Origin of the sequence: Sphingobacterium multivorum (assembly GCF_900457465.1) — a bacterium.
Taxonomy (GTDB): Bacteria; Bacteroidota; Bacteroidia; order Sphingobacteriales; family Sphingobacteriaceae; genus Sphingobacterium; species Sphingobacterium multivorum.
Genome location: NZ_UAUU01000002.1, coordinates 222648 through 239912 on the forward strand (window position 1 = coordinate 222648; position 17265 = coordinate 239912).

Annotated in this window: 23 protein-coding genes; 11 read left to right on the plus strand and 12 right to left on the minus strand. The window is 36.7% G+C overall.

Annotation, left to right across the window (positions count from 1 at the left end):
- Positions 1–5 precede the first annotated feature (5 nt).
- From DTA23_RS01120 to DTA23_RS01135, 5 genes are all read left to right on the plus strand, one after another.
- Complete coding sequence (locus tag DTA23_RS01120) at positions 6–1127, plus strand: NAD(P)-binding domain-containing protein (protein WP_112373586.1); 1122 nt, start codon at positions 6–8, stop codon at positions 1125–1127.
- Between the two features lie 347 nt (positions 1128–1474).
- Positions 1475–2074 (plus strand): DUF6597 domain-containing transcriptional factor, encoded by a 600-nt coding sequence (locus DTA23_RS01125; protein WP_204990973.1) that lies wholly within the window; start codon positions 1475–1477, stop codon positions 2072–2074.
- Between the two features lie 13 nt (positions 2075–2087).
- The gene (locus DTA23_RS27395; protein WP_239468807.1) at positions 2088–2246 is read left to right on the plus strand and encodes a helix-turn-helix domain-containing protein; all 159 of its coding nucleotides are present in this window, start codon (positions 2088–2090) and stop codon (positions 2244–2246) included.
- A 330-nt stretch (positions 2247–2576) separates the two neighbouring features.
- Positions 2577–2942, plus strand: a complete 366-nt coding sequence (locus DTA23_RS30130) for an anthrone oxygenase family protein (RefSeq protein ID WP_370445055.1) — start codon at positions 2577–2579, stop codon at positions 2940–2942.
- Positions 2943–3291: 349 nt separating this feature from the next.
- Positions 3292–3795, plus strand: coding sequence for a hypothetical protein (locus DTA23_RS01135; protein ID WP_070565311.1), 504 nt, complete (start codon positions 3292–3294; stop codon positions 3793–3795).
- Positions 3796–4320: 525 nt separating this feature from the next.
- Here the strand turns inward: DTA23_RS01135 and DTA23_RS01140 are convergent.
- Positions 4321–5127 carry a hypothetical protein gene (locus DTA23_RS01140; RefSeq protein ID WP_053003475.1) on the minus strand — a complete coding sequence of 269 codons (807 nt, stop codon included), beginning with the start codon at positions 5125–5127 and terminating at the stop codon, positions 4321–4323.
- Positions 5128–5476: 349 nt separating this feature from the next.
- Between DTA23_RS01140 and DTA23_RS01145 the strand changes: the two genes are divergently transcribed.
- Positions 5477–6037: a hypothetical protein gene (locus DTA23_RS01145; RefSeq protein WP_204990971.1), complete on the plus strand. Its 561-nt coding sequence runs from the start codon at positions 5477–5479 to the stop codon at positions 6035–6037.
- A gap of 150 nt (positions 6038–6187) precedes the next feature.
- On the opposite strand, the gene DTA23_RS01150 is transcribed toward DTA23_RS01145, so the two are convergent.
- From DTA23_RS01150 to DTA23_RS27405, 4 genes are read right to left on the minus strand one after another with little or no spacing between them, the layout of a single operon-like run.
- Complete coding sequence (locus tag DTA23_RS01150; protein ID WP_112373589.1) at positions 6188–6703, minus strand: hypothetical protein; 516 nt, start codon at positions 6701–6703, stop codon at positions 6188–6190.
- A complete protein-coding gene (locus tag DTA23_RS01155; protein WP_046671699.1) occupies positions 6660–7037 on the minus strand; it encodes a hypothetical protein in 378 nt (125 codons plus the stop codon). Before DTA23_RS01155 ends, DTA23_RS01150 begins: the two co-directional genes overlap by 44 nt.
- Complete coding sequence (locus tag DTA23_RS27400; RefSeq protein WP_218565287.1) at positions 7024–7257, minus strand: N-acetylmuramoyl-L-alanine amidase; 234 nt, start codon at positions 7255–7257, stop codon at positions 7024–7026. The genes DTA23_RS01155 and DTA23_RS27400 overlap by 14 nt, the downstream gene beginning before the upstream one ends.
- Positions 7250–7519: an N-acetylmuramoyl-L-alanine amidase gene (locus DTA23_RS27405; protein ID WP_218565288.1), complete on the minus strand. Its 270-nt coding sequence runs from the start codon at positions 7517–7519 to the stop codon at positions 7250–7252. Before DTA23_RS27405 ends, DTA23_RS27400 begins: the two co-directional genes overlap by 8 nt.
- 726 nt (positions 7520–8245) lie before the next feature.
- Between DTA23_RS27405 and DTA23_RS01165 the strand changes: the two genes are divergently transcribed.
- The 4 genes from DTA23_RS01165 to nudK all read left to right on the plus strand — a co-directional run bounded on the left by DTA23_RS01165 (position 8246) and on the right by nudK (position 12427).
- Positions 8246–9115, plus strand: a complete 870-nt coding sequence (locus DTA23_RS01165) for an SIR2 family protein (protein WP_112373590.1) — start codon at positions 8246–8248, stop codon at positions 9113–9115.
- A 524-nt stretch (positions 9116–9639) separates the two neighbouring features.
- Positions 9640–10869, plus strand: a complete 1230-nt coding sequence (locus DTA23_RS01170) for a hypothetical protein (protein ID WP_112373591.1) — start codon at positions 9640–9642, stop codon at positions 10867–10869.
- 31 nt (positions 10870–10900) lie between these two features.
- Entirely contained in the window at positions 10901–11740 is an 840-nt protein-coding gene (locus DTA23_RS01175) for a helix-turn-helix domain-containing protein (protein WP_112373592.1), read from the plus strand.
- Positions 11741–11845: 105 nt separating this feature from the next.
- Positions 11846–12427 (plus strand): GDP-mannose pyrophosphatase NudK, encoded by a 582-nt coding sequence (nudK, locus tag DTA23_RS01180; protein WP_112373593.1) that lies wholly within the window; start codon positions 11846–11848, stop codon positions 12425–12427.
- Between the two features lie 24 nt (positions 12428–12451).
- Here nudK and DTA23_RS01185 read toward each other — a convergent pair whose 3' ends face one another.
- The 7 genes from DTA23_RS01185 to DTA23_RS01215 form a co-directional block, all read right to left on the minus strand.
- The gene (locus DTA23_RS01185; RefSeq protein ID WP_146752990.1) at positions 12452–12784 is read right to left on the minus strand and encodes a hypothetical protein; all 333 of its coding nucleotides are present in this window, start codon (positions 12782–12784) and stop codon (positions 12452–12454) included.
- Between the two features lie 232 nt (positions 12785–13016).
- Positions 13017–13277: an Ada metal-binding domain-containing protein gene (locus DTA23_RS01190; protein ID WP_112373595.1), complete on the minus strand. Its 261-nt coding sequence runs from the start codon at positions 13275–13277 to the stop codon at positions 13017–13019.
- A gap of 10 nt (positions 13278–13287) precedes the next feature.
- Complete coding sequence (locus DTA23_RS01195) at positions 13288–14001, minus strand: 2OG-Fe(II) oxygenase (RefSeq protein WP_172462286.1); 714 nt, start codon at positions 13999–14001, stop codon at positions 13288–13290.
- Positions 14002–14170: 169 nt separating this feature from the next.
- A complete protein-coding gene (locus tag DTA23_RS01200) occupies positions 14171–14602 on the minus strand; it encodes a MarR family winged helix-turn-helix transcriptional regulator (protein ID WP_112373596.1) in 432 nt (143 codons plus the stop codon).
- 48 nt (positions 14603–14650) lie between these two features.
- Positions 14651–15286, minus strand: a complete 636-nt coding sequence (locus DTA23_RS01205; protein ID WP_046671708.1) for a nitroreductase family protein — start codon at positions 15284–15286, stop codon at positions 14651–14653.
- A 12-nt stretch (positions 15287–15298) separates the two neighbouring features.
- A complete protein-coding gene (locus DTA23_RS01210; RefSeq protein WP_112373597.1) occupies positions 15299–15667 on the minus strand; it encodes a DUF1304 domain-containing protein in 369 nt (122 codons plus the stop codon).
- Positions 15668–15670: 3 nt separating this feature from the next.
- Entirely contained in the window at positions 15671–16096 is a 426-nt protein-coding gene (locus DTA23_RS01215) for an organic hydroperoxide resistance protein (RefSeq protein WP_112373598.1), read from the minus strand.
- Between the two features lie 166 nt (positions 16097–16262).
- Between DTA23_RS01215 and DTA23_RS01220 the strand changes: the two genes are divergently transcribed.
- On the plus strand, positions 16263–17177 hold the full coding sequence (locus tag DTA23_RS01220) for a helix-turn-helix domain-containing protein (RefSeq protein ID WP_112373599.1): 915 nt from the start codon (positions 16263–16265) through the stop codon (positions 17175–17177).
- The last annotated feature ends 88 nt before the right edge of the window (positions 17178–17265 follow it).

Below are 17265 nucleotides of genomic sequence, written 5' to 3' on the forward strand. Positions count from 1 at the left end.
TTCGTATGATAAAGAACATTCGCTACAAAACAAAAATTGCAGTCATTGGTGCGGGTCAGGCTGGACTTTCTGCTGCTTATCATTTGAAGAAGCTCGGACTTAAAATCGGGCCGGATTTTATCATCCTGGATGAAGCCTCTACACCAGGAGGAGCCTGGCAATTTCGCTGGGACTCCCTTACCTTAAGTACAGTCAATAAAATACACGATTTGCCCGGCATGTCGTTTGAGGAGACTTTATCAACAAAAGGGGCGGAAGTTCAAGCCAACACCGCTGTTCCCCATTATTTTAAACTTTATGAAGAAAAATTTGGACTTCAAGTATATCGACCAGCTAAAGTAGAAAAAGTCTACATGTACCAAGATCGCTTTCATATCGATACGGCAGAAACTCTTTTCTCAGCACTCGGTATTATCAACGCCACTGGAACATGGGAAAACCCCTATATTCCTACCTATCCAGGTGCAGAATTATTTCGGGGCGAGCAACTCCACACAAAGGATTTTAAAACTGCAGAGTATTTTCGTGGCAAACATGTTATTGTTGTTGGAGCCGGTATTTCTGCCATTCAGCTATTGGACCAAATTTCCCAGGTTACAACGACAACTTGGGTAACACGACGACCGCCTTTATTCAGAGAGGGGCCATTTGATGACATGGCCGGGCATAATGCGGTTGCTATGGTAGAGGAACGTGTACGATTGGGGCTTTCACCTTTGTCTGTCGTTTCCGTTACGGGCCTCCCCTATTCTACAGAAATCCAGGAGATGGAAAAACGGGGTGTCCTTCAACGTTTTCCAATGTTTCAAGAAATAACAGAAAAGGGGATCAAATGGGCCAATGGAACAGAACAACAAGCAGATGTTATACTTTGGAATACAGGCTTTAAAAGTTCATTGAGCCATCTAGACGCAGTGCTACCAAAAGAAAAACAGGGTGGCATTCAAATGGCAGGCAGACTAGCGACCATGGTCGCTAAAGAACCAAGAATTCACCTCGTGGGTTATGGTCCATCAGCATCGACAATCGGTGCAAACCGTGCAGGTAGCGCCGCAGCTAGAGAACTTCTAAAAACGCTTTCAGCTGCCGACCTGAACACAAATAAATTTAGTGGGAGCCAACTATAATGGTAGTTTCAATTTTGAGTACAATAATAAAAAGTCAAAGCAGTGGATTCGGTCGTTTTAAAAAGTGACCTGAGTCATTACAACCCTTCATTGGATTCAAATTGGATTGCCAATTATTGGCAAAATAATTATGTTAAATTACTGGAACATGCACAATTATTTCAGGTGAGAAGAAAAAAACCGCTCTACTATTTCAAATAAGTTGAATCAACGACATATACTTTAAACACTACGGGTCACAGTAAATCCACTAATCGAAATCCAACGATTATCCATATATTCTTATTTCATATTTCTGTATATTTAAAATTATAAAAAGTCGTAAAGCAAAGCCAAACAATTTATAAATGAAGCCTCAGATTATCAGTCCAGATACATCCATTGCATTATTCGTAAAGGCGATCCTAGTGTTTGAAAGTCAGACGAATGATTGCGTAAACTTACCTTTTTATGCTGATGGTTACCCTGGTTTATTGTTTCAACGATGCTATGGTGATTTTACAATCAAGCCTCATGATAAAAAAATGTCAAAGATTTTCCTCTATGGTCAGACAATAAAACCGATTTCAATCGATGTAAAAGGCCCTTTTCAGATTATCGTTTTTCAATTTTACCCATTTGTATTACGGACATTTTGGGGCATCTTGCCCGAAAGCATAAACGACGACTGTTATGATCTAGATACTCCTTCAAATACAACCTTCCACCAACTTACCGGCACATTATCCTCATCTTTAAGCACTGAAAACAGCATCCAACTATTGACACAATCGCTTCTCAGCTTTTTCGATAGCAAGAAAAATAAACTTGATTTTTCGATTCAGCGAGCAATCCTTGAAATCATCGAAAACCAGGGCCAAATCATTATTAAAGAAATTGCAAAAAGAGAAGCATTGAACATCCGAACTTTTGAAAGAAGGTTTCTCAAGGAAACTGGGATCCGCTAAACAATTCGCTAAAATGGTACAATTTCAGGCCGCTTTTAAACAGCTCAATAGCAAAGACTTCCGAAAGATAACGGAAATTGTTTATGAAAATGGATTTTCCGACCAATCGCATTTTATCCGTGTCTTTAAGACTTTCACAGGCACAACTCCAGCGTCATTTAACAAAAAATAGATTACTGTCGTTTTTATTCTATATTGACTCCCTGATTATCACAACTTTTGTATTGTCTAAGGTCGAGTGCAACGAAAGTGTGTATTTTTTTAGCCTCAACTCCTTCGAAAAATTTACGATAAGAAAACAATGCTTTGATAAATCAGAACGCTTAGACAATGAGTTCAGCAAAACATGATACATCAAAAAAATATAGACATGAAATTACAAAACATCCTTTTAGCGCTGGCAACAATATTTTCGGCTATCATATCAGGCTTATTTTTTTCGTATACCTTTTCGGTCAATTTGGGACTCCATAAACTCAACGATAAAGCCTATCTGACCGCCATGCAAAATATTAATAAAGAAATACTAAACTCAGCTTTTTACTGCTGTTTTCTGGGCGCCCCAATTTTATTATTGATGGCTACAATATTATTTTTTGATCTATCGTCACCAAAATTTTATCTAATACTAGTAGCATGCCTAAGCTATATCATTGGTGTATTTGTAGTCACAGGCACACAAAATGTCCCCTTGAACAATCAATTGGCCTCGATCGACCTATCGATATCTTCAGAAAAATCTTTAAGACTTGCACGGGATGCCTTTGAAAAACCCTGGGTATTTTGGAATAACATCCGAACTTGCTGTTCTTTACTTACGCTCACTTGTTTAATTATTAACTTGGTCTTTTTTAAATCAAGAAATTGATCATAATATGAGGTAATAGTTTAGGATCAATTTCCATATAGCCCGTTTACTGGCATTTCCACCGAAAAAAACTTGCTATTATTTACCGACCTCTTTTAGACGAAAAAAAGTCCAATGTATGCGAATTTAAATCTATTCCCCCGAATTTAAATCAAGTGCTAAAACCTCTTCCTCAATACCTTACTTTTATAAAAATTAATCGACGGATGTTATTGAATGTGAGTGTAAATCAGCATGAAGGCAGGTATATCGAAGATTCCAAAAAATCTTCGATAGATTACCAAAACATTAATAAGCAGAAGTTGTCTATCAATAAAAATAGTCTTTACAATTAATGAAATTTTTCCCCATGAAAACTAAACACTTAATTTCAACATCATTATTAGTATCTTCAGCCATAGGATTGTTCTCATCTTGCAATGGTAGTTCTGTCGATACGGTAAAAGCGATCGAATCAAACTATGACAACCAAAACAAAACTATTACGTTAACAGGTGAATTTGATGCGCCTTCTTTTACATTCTCATCAGGAAAATCAAAAACTATGGCCATGAATTTCGTAGTTAAATCTCATGCGTTTAGTTCTGAAAAGTTCACTGCATTCAGCGTTATATTACCTGTAGGGACAGAAAAGAACAATGTTTTATTTGAAATTCCTACAGATCAGAAAAATTATACGCTTAAGAACTTTTATGTATTTGACGATAAGGGAGAAAAAATCAACCTAGATTCTCATACAACATTCAAGATGACAGGAACAGTACACTACAATGAGATGGAAAAACCTGTAAATGAACGGGAAAAAGATAATTTTTCCTATAAAATAACCGATGTAAGCTTTGTCAAAGATTAAAACTAACAACAATTGATAGCATAAGAAATAAAAAAGCCAGATTTCGAAACCTGGCTTTAAAAATAAACATATGATGATTAGTAAATGGCAAGTCCATAGGTACAGCTTAGTAGATAGTTCAATTATTCGAAAATTCCTCCACCCCGCGTTGATAACCTACGCACATGTACCTATTATTTCAATTGAACGCTACGAACATGCCTGAATAATGAGCAACCAATATTCTCGTCACGTTATCAGTCTTCTTAACGTTAAATATATACTAGGAGCGCCAAGATAGGACGCAACAACATGTCCGCATACGTTCAATTTATAGCCAAATATAGAAATAAAAACTAATATAATTAGTTTTTATTTCTATATTTTTTAGTAACACCATACAAACTTGGTACGGATAACTTTCAATTAACAGTGCGCGATTGGGTTAATTTATCGCATATATAGCTGAAGCAAAAAGGTCCATCTATTAACTTTGGTATGAAAAGATGAACCGTCAAACCGAAAATAATCCGAGCTAGGCTATTCCTAAAGCGAACGGCTGATATCTACAACATTAAAAATTTGGTCAACATCATCCAAACTTACTGCAAAATCTGGGTACCTTGTTTTATCAGCGTTTAGCGAACGAAGGGTAAGAATTCCGTTATTGACATCATGATGAGCAATTTCTTTAATAATAACTCCTTCATATTTATGTACAACAACCCAATACCGATATTTGTGGGTATGAAATTTTGATTGCCATAACTCTCTTTTAATCAAACGTCCAGTCACAATATCACCGTCCAATACACTTGCGTCTGTTCCATCGGTCATACTATCACCACTAACTTCAAAAGAACGATAGGCACCTTTATGAAACTCAGTGACTGTAATAAAATGTGCCGGTAAATCGTCCATATATTCAGCATCAGAAAAGCCAGAAAGATACCCGGCTTTAGCTTTCTCTGTGACAAGTTTTGTCTGCATCAAATATCGTCCTGGGGAAACTTCAAAAAATATATTATTCTTATTTTCGTCAATAAACTTGACGTCCTCCGAAAAATATCCTATTGACTTACCATTACCAATACTAAGCATGGCTATCGTGTCGGGTTGCACTAAAGGAGCTACCTCCATTCTTTCACCTTTTCCATACAGCAACCAGTCATACTGAACATGAGGAAAAGCCGCTTGAATACGTGTTTTCATCGTAAGTCCAATAGGATACTCTCCTTTTTTAATACGCGAGTACACCTGCTCGCGTACCCCTAGTAAAGACGCGAATTCACGGTTAGTAACGCGCATCTCCAAGCGTAAAACTTCAAAGTTATTATTTGGATAAGTTTCCATAGTCGATCGGGTATTTAACAAATGTTACACAAATATATAACAATCTGACACTAAGTTACACAACTTATTAAACCTAAACAAATAGACAATCAAAATAAAACAATAATAATCTAATTATCAATATATTACAGTTAAACAAATAAGTTTACAATTTCATATAAAAAGTAAAAATTAGGTTTTAATAAACTTGCAAGATTAACAAATTTGTTTAACTTTGTTAAACAATAAAAAAATATAGACCCCTAGAATAGATAAGCCGGGCAGTAAGCAGATCAGCTATTCGTAGGATTTGCAATTTGCGAGACGAAAATCAGTTCATACTTAAAGATAAAAGAAAATGGAACAGCTCATGTCACAACAACTCAGACAACCCACTGTATACACAGTGGATTATTATCAACTACAAAAAACCAGCAATATTTTACGAAAAGAGGAAAGCAGTATAGTAACCGACAAAAATCGTTCACAACGTATGAACACATTATATTATTCATTCATCATGAGTTTCTTAAAAGAAAATCATCCCGAGATACTAAAATCCATCGATAAGATCTATGAATCTGATCTTTCCAAAATCAGCCAAGTAATTGACTGTTATTGTCAATTTGTGGGCATTTCTTCTCAGCAGATTATGGGAGAATATATCAATTACAAGGACATACAGCATCGTTACAAAGCTATCGCCGTTGTTCTACGTATCTTTCAGCCGGAAAAATTAAATAATCTGAAAACAAAAGTAAAAAGTAGCATATACAAGGAACTTGGTCCTTACTTAAAAATAAACAATGACACATTACAGAAATCTATCATCTGCGCTTGCAATCAATTTGACCTCTATCGTGATTTCAAAAAAAAGATTAAACAGATTGCCAATTATTACCTTATTGACCGGCATTTCGATGGGGATTAATATTATTTTATACAATCACAGCAGCTCTGCTCATTCAGCAACTGTATCCAGCTCTACAAAATAGTCCTTGAATTTTATACTCAAGGACTATTTCGTGTTATTTACTGAATTTTACTAAAATATAATGGTAACGATCTTTTTAATGGGTAACTACCAAATTCTGATCAACTTACGTTTATTTATCCACCAAATAATCAAGCCGACCAATATACTGCACCCCATTAAAAAATAAAGAAGACTTGACACTGCTGGTTTTGCAACCTCTTTTGATTGTTCTTTAGTTAGCTCCGTTTTCGTTTCAATTTGCTGACTACTTTTTGCTTTGTGATCTTTCCAATTGGTATTTAACCTTCTTTCAAGCTGTAGCTTTTCAGAATAATGTTCCTTTTTCGCATAGACTTTCCCCTTATGTAGCTGAACAACGCCATCCTGCATAATCTGAATCCCTTCACCTTCAATTTGCATCACATATTCATCTGTTACCAAAGCCTCTTTAGCTAATCCAACAACTTGTATATGTCCTGTCTTCTGTGCTATAGTAGCAGACTCGGTATTTTTTTCTTTGATGCCAAACTCTTGTGATGCCTTGGTTTTCTCAACCTTTTTAAACAAACCGCAGCTGCTAACCAGTAGCAGCATTGCGATTATCTGTAGTGTATTTTTCATTTTTAACGCGCTTTAATTCAATCTGTAGCCTATTATAAAGTTTCATAAGATCATCATATTTTACCTGCAAATCCGCTAAAGTCTTAGCACAAGACATACGTTCATCATTTGCCAAATGCAACCCTTCATTAAGATCTTCAATGATCGTCCGTAAATGCTCAATATCTTTTTCTAACCTATTGGCATAGCCTTCCCATTTTTCAATTACCTTTCCGGCATTCTCAACATTTGTCGCCTCCACCTCGGCTTGCTGCTTAGGCCTTCCAACAAGATACCCCCCTACAGCTGTCGCTACAGGGATAATCAATTTCTCTAAAATCTCAAGTAATTCCATTATAATTTCCTTTTGTTAACGGTTTAAATTTTTCCCAGGGAAATTGTACCCCTGGATCCTCCTTTCTTTCAGGTGCAATATCCGAATGCCCTAAAATCTCTCGAATCGGATAAGTACGGATAATTGCTTTACATACTGCTATCGCCGCATTGATCTGCTTTTCAGTGTAACTCTCCATCCCTTTATTTTGCAATTCGATTCCAATGCTACAGTTATTCAAATTTTTTTTGACCGGCCCAAGTACTAAGGCCTGCATGCCAACATTTTGTATTAAAAAGCGCCAATTGCGTTATGATACCATCACGACTAATATGAAGATGAGCGGAAACCTTGCTCCGGGAATCGGTCATCCAATCAATTGCACTTGTAGCATTGGACGCACCGTCGTAATGCATAATAATATAAACGGGTTTAATAATCCCACCTTTGTTTGGTGTTTCTCTATAAGAAACACCGATAAGTTTGTTTTCTTTAATTTCCATATCACGATTTTTTTATGAATTAATCTGTCTTACACTAAAAAACTTGTATTGAGAGAAGGGAAACACACTTTATTAGAGTTATTTAGCTTCTATTTTATACAAAGTTAAGCGTGATCCTGCGCAGTGAAGCGCACTATTAGCTGGATGTAAGCGGTAGGTTACAGATACCGAATATTGTGCAAAATTTTCATCGATGTACGTATACACCAAAAGCGAGCTTAACAGGACTTGCTCTTCATAGCACTCTCAAAAGCGAGAATAACACAACAAAATACTACTATAATTTATGGGAATATGTTGCCAAGACCGTGATATCATTGTCAAGCCATATCACAACAGACCATCCTTGAAGAGACATCAAACATTTCCTGTATTCCTTTGTTATTTGTTTGTTATAGCATAGGATGAGTTATACCGTGAAGGCTAGGAAGTTGGTTCGCCTAGCCTTTTTTTGACGAATAAAACCAACATATTTGACTGATCCGTCCATCGCAATGACGTAGCCATTTTTTACAGAAGTTTCAATTTACATCACATTGTTTCCATGCGGTATATAATGAGATTAAGAACGCTTTCGTCGCTGTGGTCATGTACAAAATCCTTCGATTTTTTATTAAATTCGTATGGAAGAAATCTAAATTCAATCGATTAAATGTTATATCAAAAGATGCGATCGATTGACATCTTCATTTAACTTTACAGACGTAAATCTTGATTTACAATACAATGAACAAGTTTGCTTTATTAGTCGGGAACGACATTAATAATATTTCACCAGGGATAAACTGGAGTGATTTGCTACACAACATCAAAGAAAAGTATAAAGTTAGCTCATTGGAAAATGGACAAAAACCGTTCCCTATGTTGTATGAGGAAATATTCCTTAACGCAATTCGAGAAAAGCATATTAATGAAAGAGAACTTAAAAGCTATATATCGGATTGTGTCTCTCAAATCAATCAAAATGAAATCCACCAATTAATTCGGGATCTCTCGATCGAAAATATCATCACAACTAACTATGAATTCAGTTTAGAAGGAGAAACCGCAACAGCAAATGCTGGCCTTATCCGTGAAACAACCTACAGTGTATTTCGTAAACACCAAATCGGCAACACGAACTATTGGCACATCCACGGCGACTGCCTAAATCCCTCTTCCATTAACCTCGGTTATGAACATTACTGTGGTCAATTGCAAAAAATGAGGGATTATGTCGTTAATGGGACAAATTATAATTCGCAAACAGTCTACAAGGCTGCATTAATTAAAAGATTAAGTCGAAAAAAAGATACTAAACTCCAATCATGGATTGATTTATTTTTTACAAAGGATATCCATATCCTAGGCCTATCGCTTGATTTTGTAGAAATAGACCTTTGGTGGTTGCTAACCTACCGCGCCAGAAATAAGTTTTATAGACGAAGTACCTTTATTGAAAATAAACTCTTCTATTATACAACAAAAAAATGGTACGCGCTCTCCAAAGATAAAATGCAATTACTTCAAGCAAACGATGTTGAAATTGTTGTTATTGACGAAACCGATAAAACGAAATACTACAAGAAAGTCCTCGCCAGCATCAAAAAAATATAGGTTATCCAGCAAAATATTAAGTTGAACCTCAAAGCAATTTATAGATTTCTAGCTTGTTATCATGTCATTAATTGAAAAAGAATTTCGCGTTGCCAAACAAAATAAATTTACATTAAGCATTGAAAGCTTGGTGAATCGTCCAAAATCTGAACAGCAAGCTAATTAGGCACATTATCCACTAGTTTATTTCATCTAACGAGCCCCAAATAATGAGACATCCTTACGCAACCGTTATTTCATGCTGAAAACGATTGGCGACCAAAGTCAGTGAAACTACGCAATCAGGCCTTTACCAACTGATGGATCAAACAGGGGGATAAAGCCGGGAACAGCCTTCATCGACACAAGTCAAAAAGACACTTATAAATCAGAAAACCAAATATTTATAACATATAAAAGTATTTTATTAAATCGATTTTGAGAAATAAAAAAAATAAATCATTTTTGCTATCATTTAGCTAAGATTAATAGGAAAAGTCATACCGTAAGGGATTATCATTTATATTTTATTTTTATTGATCTATATGTCATTTAAGAGAATTACCTATTTCTTTTTAGGCTTTTTGTTATTTATTGGTTGTAAAAGAGATATTCATCCAGGAATTGTACCACCGGATCCAGAAGTCATTGAAAAAGATAAATTACCCATACCTACAGGTTTCACAACTGACCTCGGTTCAATAAAAATTAATACAACTGCCAATGCAAACCAACCTGGCGAAGAGTTGCCAGGCTGGATACGCGATATCTCTGGCAATAGTGCGAGTTATTGCCACCCAGATGTTGAATATTTCCCTGCCGGTTTTAAAGGATACAAATATTGGATGGTATTTACGCCATATTTTGGCATAATAGGGTCAGATCGTACCGCCTCACTCTATGAAAATCCGACTGTGGTAGTTTCTAATGATGGAAAAGAATGGATCACTCCGGCAGGATTAATAAATCCTATTCAACGACGTCCGGCACTAGAAGATTCTTTCATCCAAAAAGATGGTAGCCCCAATCAAGGTTATTGGTCCGATGTAGACTGGAATTTCAACGGTGAGGAATTCGAACTATATTATAGAGGTTGCTTTTTCTCAAGCAAAATTTTAAAAAAATGGGGTGCCAAAAGCGCAAACAACAATAAAAAATTAAATGAAGAAGCTGAACGTGTTATTGTAAGGCAGACATCAAAAAATGGGATTGACTGGACACCGCTGGAACTCGTGTATAATAGTAATGAACCAACATCTTTCCAAGATAACCACATCCTTTCTCCAACATTTGTGAGAAATTCGACAAATTTAACGACCAGTTACGAAGTGGATTTCATGCCTAGCTACAAAGCACCAATTATGACCAATATCCTATCGCGTATTTCTACAAATGGATTAGATTTTACAGCATATCGCGACAGTAAGAAAGTTGAATTTATGAACAAACCTTGGCTAGAATTCAGCAAGGGGTATTCGACTTGGCATCTGCAAGGTTCCTATATTGATGGATATTATTTTTTATGTCTGGCAATTGGAAACGTCGACCGATTTACCTCAGATATGAATTATCTCGCCTATTCAAAGGATGGTATACACTTTCGTGTATTCGAAAAACCTTTAGCTGCGGCCAATGTATACCGCTCTTCTGTATTCCCAAAGACATCTTCCTTAAAAAGCATTGAATTTGGCGCCGTAATTGGTTATAAATCCGGAGCCTTTGGCTATCGTGAATTCACCATCAGCAAACAGGTATTGGAAGATGGTTTAAAATAAAATAGTTATATTTAGGTTCAAAGTCATTTCGATGGAGTTATTTCCAACAATAGATATTCAAGAATTTAGAAAAGACCAGCTTGCGGGTAATCAAGGATATTTATACTCGGAATTACGTGGTGAACATCATATAGCGCGTCCACACCAGCATCATTTTTTTTTATTGGTACTTTTTGACCAAGCAGAAGGTGTTCATACGATTGATTTTAAAGATTACCATATTGATCGTCATCAAATCCATATCCTGTTTCCAAAGCAAGTTCATAGTTGGAAATTAGGGGCCAATACAACTGGTTTCCAATTGATGGTCGATAGGGAACACTTCGAGAAATTTTCGCCCAATTTCCATTTTTCATTTGCTTACTATCAACGTACTCCTGTTATCTCACTCTCTAGCGAAACATTTGCTCTGCTTTATTATGAATTTAATGCAATAAGAAAAGAACTTGAGGATCACAATTGCGTTCCTGCAATTATCTACTCTCGCACAGCTGTCGTCGCATCTATAATAAGCAAAGAGGTACAGAAAATAGTACAAAATGAACAAAATAATGACTCCAATCCACGTCTTTTAAAGTTGCAAGAGTTAATTGACATCCATTTTCAGCATGAGAAGTCGGTATCTTCCTATGCGAAACAACTTAATATATCCACTCCGCACCTTACTAAAATCTGCCGTCAAAAGCTCGAAGTATCTCCGAGCCAGCTCATTCAACAACGAACTATCTTGGAAGCAAAACGATTGTTAAAAGCAACCGACTTATCTATCAAAGAAATTTCGTTCAAACTTGGTTTCGTTGACTCCCCTTACTTCTCTAATTTCTTCAAACAACATACAGGTCTGAATCCAAAACAATTTAGAACGCACTGAGGTTCATCAATACTTCGTATAAATTCATCAAGGCTTCTTTTAGTTTTTCCTGCTTAGTTTGGATTGCAATTCTTATTTTTATCTTTTGACTTTAACGCGCTAAAAATGGCAATAAAAGATATTAAAATTGTAAAAACTGAAATTCTATCAGACAACTGGTACACTTTAAAAAAAGTGACTTATCAATACAGCAAACCCGATGGGACGATACAGCAACAAAGTCGAGAAGCTTATGATCGTGGCAATGGAGCCGTCATTTTACTCTATAATACCAGTGCTCAAACAGTCATATTAACAAGGCAATTTCGAATACCAACTTACATCAACGGGAATGAGTCAGGCATGCTTATCGAAGCTTGTGCAGGTCTACTTGATCAAGATTCTCCCCATGACTGTATACGAAGGGAAACAGAAGAAGAAACAGGCTATCAGATCAAGGAAGCAAAAAAGATCTTTGAAGCTTATATGTCTCCAGGTTCTGTAACTGAAATTCTACATTTTTTTATAGCAGAATACACCAATAACATGAAAGTTGGTGATGGCGGTGGTTTAGAAGAAGAGGAAGAGCATATTGAAATTCTAGAAATCAATATTGAAGAAGCACTACATATGATTGATACAGGTGAAATCATAGATGGAAAAACCATTATGCTACTACAATATATTCGATTAAAAAATATACTGTAGACCCCTAATTTAGATGATAAGAGGCTAGTGATTAACTTTCTCAAAGATAAACTTTGGGTCTTGGAAATTGATGGTTGAAGGTATATAATGTGGAATTCCCATATACACTTGCTCCGTACCTGTACCTAAAATATACAGAGACCCTTTTTTTAATAAAGCAAAGGGTCTTCTTTTTTTCTGTCCCCAGCCAAATGGCGTATAATAATAGTCCCCAAGTAAAGTGTCTTTTTGGATATTGCCGCGAATGTCTCCCGAATCAATCTCACCTCCAGGTCTATAAAAGAACAATTTACCATGAAAACGGCTCTCAAAAAGATTAAGATCCAAACGGGCACTGTCACGTTCACTATGAGCCATATAACTCAATACTTTAGTATCTCGCCTCCCCTCTTCACAGCTTATCAACAGCAGAGTCGAAAAAATAAAATAAACAGCAATCGAATATAAACGCATTTTTCTTTTGATCTACGATAATTAATCCCGTCTCAAGATAAACACAAAATTCAACAATATACAAGGAATTTGACATAAGATGCTTTTTCCAAATTTGATTTACTTAGATTCTCTATATAATCAAACTTAATGCGAACTACACTTTATCAAATCTTTTATTTTCTTCCTTCCATTCAACATAGTTCGCTTTTAAGCAGTGCCCACAAGGGCGATATTGATGTTTTAGCGCTTCTTGCTCAGTGGAAAAAAAGACCCTGTTCTCCCGCTTCATCCGTTTTCCCGAAATACAGCAAAGCAATCCATAAATTTTTAGCTTTTCATTGCCACCAAAGTGAATTTCTCCCGCTCGAATCTTGGCGCGCAATGAAGCATCTGTAATATTTTTATGCCATTCCATTGTGTGGGATTTATTTCTCGGCATCATGAAAAATAATACCCAACGCATGGCGTTCACCGGCTGTGACTTCACTCACCCCATGTTTCATATTAACCCTAAAATAACCCGTTCGTCCTTTCTCAGGCCTAAAATTTGTTGCGAATAAAACGAGATCACCTTTTTTAGGTTTCAAAACAATTGCCTTTGATTGAGCCCTCGGAACTTGTTGTGTTAATACAAATTCTCCGCCCATAAAATCGACTCCTGGCTCATTTAACATCAAAACCACCTGCATCGGAAAGTAAACCGCTCCATACAAGTCTTGATGTAGCGTATTGAAACCTCCTTGACCATATTTCAAAATCAATACTGTTGCTTTTTCTTGTCCTTTCAAACGGCAATCCGTCAAAAGGTCTTCATGTTTCAATGAAAATGATATATCGATTTTCAGCGCACGAAACCAGGCATTAGCAATGACGGTAAGATAGGGATAAAGTTGAGATCGAATCGTTTGAATCAACTCAGGTAGAGGGTAGTCAAAATATTTATACTCCCCTAATCCGAATCGATGCCTTTCCATAACGACAGTTTTACGGTAGAGCGTCGAATCGCTATACCCTTTTTTTAATAGATCGCATTGTAAAGCTGTCAACAGGTTTGGTATAACCACATAACCATGCTTATGCATCTCTTCTGTAATCAAAGGCCAATTTAGATCTTCTATCTTTTGAATGATATTTTCCATACCACGAATCTCCACATTACAGTCGTATGAAAAAATCCGAAATATGCTAATATGATGTATAATAAAAGGAACGAGAACATGTATCGCTCAAGACAATCCATAGCACAAAAAAAGGATTAAATACAGGCAGGTGTATTTAATCCTTTTTTGATTTCATATCGTATAAAAACTAGCTATTCCCAACATTATCCACGATTTTTTCTGCCAAAGCTTTAAGCTGAACCATATCAGTATAGTCGAGCTTAAGCGCTTCAAAAATCTGCATGGGAATACAGCTCGCCTTTTCCTTCAATTGCAATCCTTGTGCTGTAAGCTGTATCTTCACGACGCGTTCATCTTCTTTGCTTCGTGTTCGTGTAAGCAAAACTTTAGCCTCCAAGCGCTTCAATAGTGGTGTAAGCGTTCCATTATCTAGAAATAACTTAGCCCCCAATTGATTTACTGTCTGCTCATCATTCTCCCATAAAGCCATCATCGTGATATACTGTGGATAGGTCAAGTCAATCTCTTCAAGAATAGTTCGATATTGCTGCATAATTTCTCTATGTAGCACATACACGGAAAAACAGAGTTGTTTGTCTAATTTTAATAAATCATCCATCTTGCAAATATATTGAGTTTCTGAGGGATTGAAAAAGTTGTTTGCGGTTTATTTGAATTCAACAACAAACTCTTCCTTAGGAACCCGAACCTTCTTCATCGTCGAAATCCAATCTCTCGAAGAGTCCGCCACGCCAACATACATCAATGAAACGCTTTTTAGTCCATGCTTTTCTAATTGTAGAACCTCATCCACGACTTGGTTATCAAAACCCTCGGCGGGTGTGGAATCGACACGAAGTTCAGCTGCCTGAGCCAACGCCAAACCTAAAGCAATGTAAGTTTGTCTTGCAGTATGTGCAAAATTTCTTTCGGCAGCTTCACTCAAATAAATAGATTTCAACTTGTCCGTATAAGAACCAAAGCGTCCCCTTGGCAAATCCCGCTCATCCGTTGTAAAATCATAAACTTTATCAATACGTTCTTCCGTATAACGATCCCAGGCAGCGAAAACAAGCACATGTGAACATTCACGCATACAGTCTGGATTTAGTGCTCCTTTTGCCAGTTCTTCTTTCAATGCCTGATTTTCAACAATCAATATCTTAAATGGCTGTAAACCCGAAGAAGTAGGTGCAAAGCGTGCAGCCTCAACGATTTTATCTACATTTTCCTGACTAACTTTTTTTGTCGGGTCGTATGCTTTCACAGCATGACGCCATTGTAAATCTTCTATTAATGACATATAATTATAGTTTTATTTTAAGAGAATAACGGATAACCACGCCAACAATGCAGGAACTCCTTGTACAAAAAATATCTTTTTGCTCGCTGTAATTCCGCCAAAAACACCGGCAACAAGGACACATCCTAAAAAGAACAGGCGTACATTGTAACTCCAGATGGGGTCATTGATTAAAAAAGACCAGGCTAAACCTGCAACCAGAAAGCCATTGTAGAGCCCTTGATTTGCAGCAAGCCCCTTCGTTGGCTTAAATAATTCTGCCGGAAGAGCCTTTCCAAAACTACGTTTTCCCGCAGTTTCCCAAGCAAACATTTCCATCCATACAATGTATACATGTTCTAAAAGTACGAGTGCTGTAAGCACGTTGGCAATATAATTCATATATTATTCGTTAGTTGATACCGTCAATTTGACATCCATATTACCCCTTGTTGCATTTGAGTAGGGACAAACTTGATGTGCTTTTTCAATCAATTGTTGCGCTAATTCCAGGCTTACGCCAGGTATATTTGCATGTAATTCTGCAGCCAAACCAAAACCACCATTATCCAATTGTCCGATACTCACATGGGCTGTTACCGAAGTTTCGCCCGCTTTTACTTTTTCTGATCTAATCACTAAATTCAAGGCACTATCAAAACATGCCGCATAACCAGCCGCAAAAAGCATCTCTGGATTGGCATAATCATCATTGGCCCCTCCTAGACCTTTTGGCATACGAACAGCTAAATCCAATACACCATTTTCGCTTTTTACCTGACCATTTCGTCCTCCCCTGGCTGTCGCGCCGATGTTATATAACGTTTTCATATTTTAATTTGTTTTGTTTGTACAAATGTATGGCAAGAATTTATATTGTGCAAAATATAATTTTGCAATTTACATTAAAATGAGAATAGCAAAATCTCAAAAAAAGTACAGTGTTACCGAATGTAATCTAAAAGCACTACATTTGATTATTGCAAATAGGGCTTAAATGAAAACAACTTCCATCGAACAATTTTATCGGGAGATCAATGCGAGTATCCCAAAAGAGATCGCAAGAGAGATTGGTCATTTTAATGTGTTCAGTTATGAGGAACTTGCCGCTAAGTTGAAAGATAAACCGATCATGCCCTACAATAAGCGAACGTATTATAAAATCAGCTTAATCACAGGAAAAAACACGGCCGAATATGCCGACAAAGTAATCGAAATCGAGGAATCGGCACTTGTATTTGCTACTCCTAAGGTTCCTTACCATTGGATACCGAAAGATGAGCATCAAAAAGGTTATTTTTGCGTTTTCACCGATGAATTTCTGGCAAGGAATAAAAGTGGTGTGATCATAGATGATTTGCCGATCTTTCAACCAGGCGGCCTTCCTATTTTCCAACTATCAGAAGAACAACGCATTGAAATAGAGGGAATCTTCCTAAAAATGAATAAAGAGCTATCTTCGGATTACGTTTTTAAATACGATCTGTTGCGAAATTATGTGCTTGAAATCGTCCATTATGGCCAAAAGCTGCAACCCAAAAGTATAACAAATCCCACACATAACGCCTCCAATAGGATTACTTCATTATTTGTAGAATTGCTAGAAAGACAATTTCCACTTGAATCTCCGATGCAACGCCTACAACTACGAACAGCTAATGATTTTGCGGAACGACTGGCCATACATGTCAACCACCTGAATAAAATTTTAAAGGAAAATACTGGAAAAACAACCAGCCATGTCATCGCAGCCAGAGTCACACAGGAAGCAAAAATTTTACTGCGACAAACCGATTGGAATATATCTGAGATTGCTTATTCACTTGGCTTTGAGGAGATCGCCCATTTTTCCAATTTTTTCAAAAAGCAAACCAGCTTTGCCCCAAACATTTTTCGTTCCCAAACGTTATAATTTGAATTTCGCAAACATCCATTTGCATTTCGCAAGGAAAGGCTCAACTTTTCGGCGGATCTTTGTGCTATTGAATCTTTAAAACAAA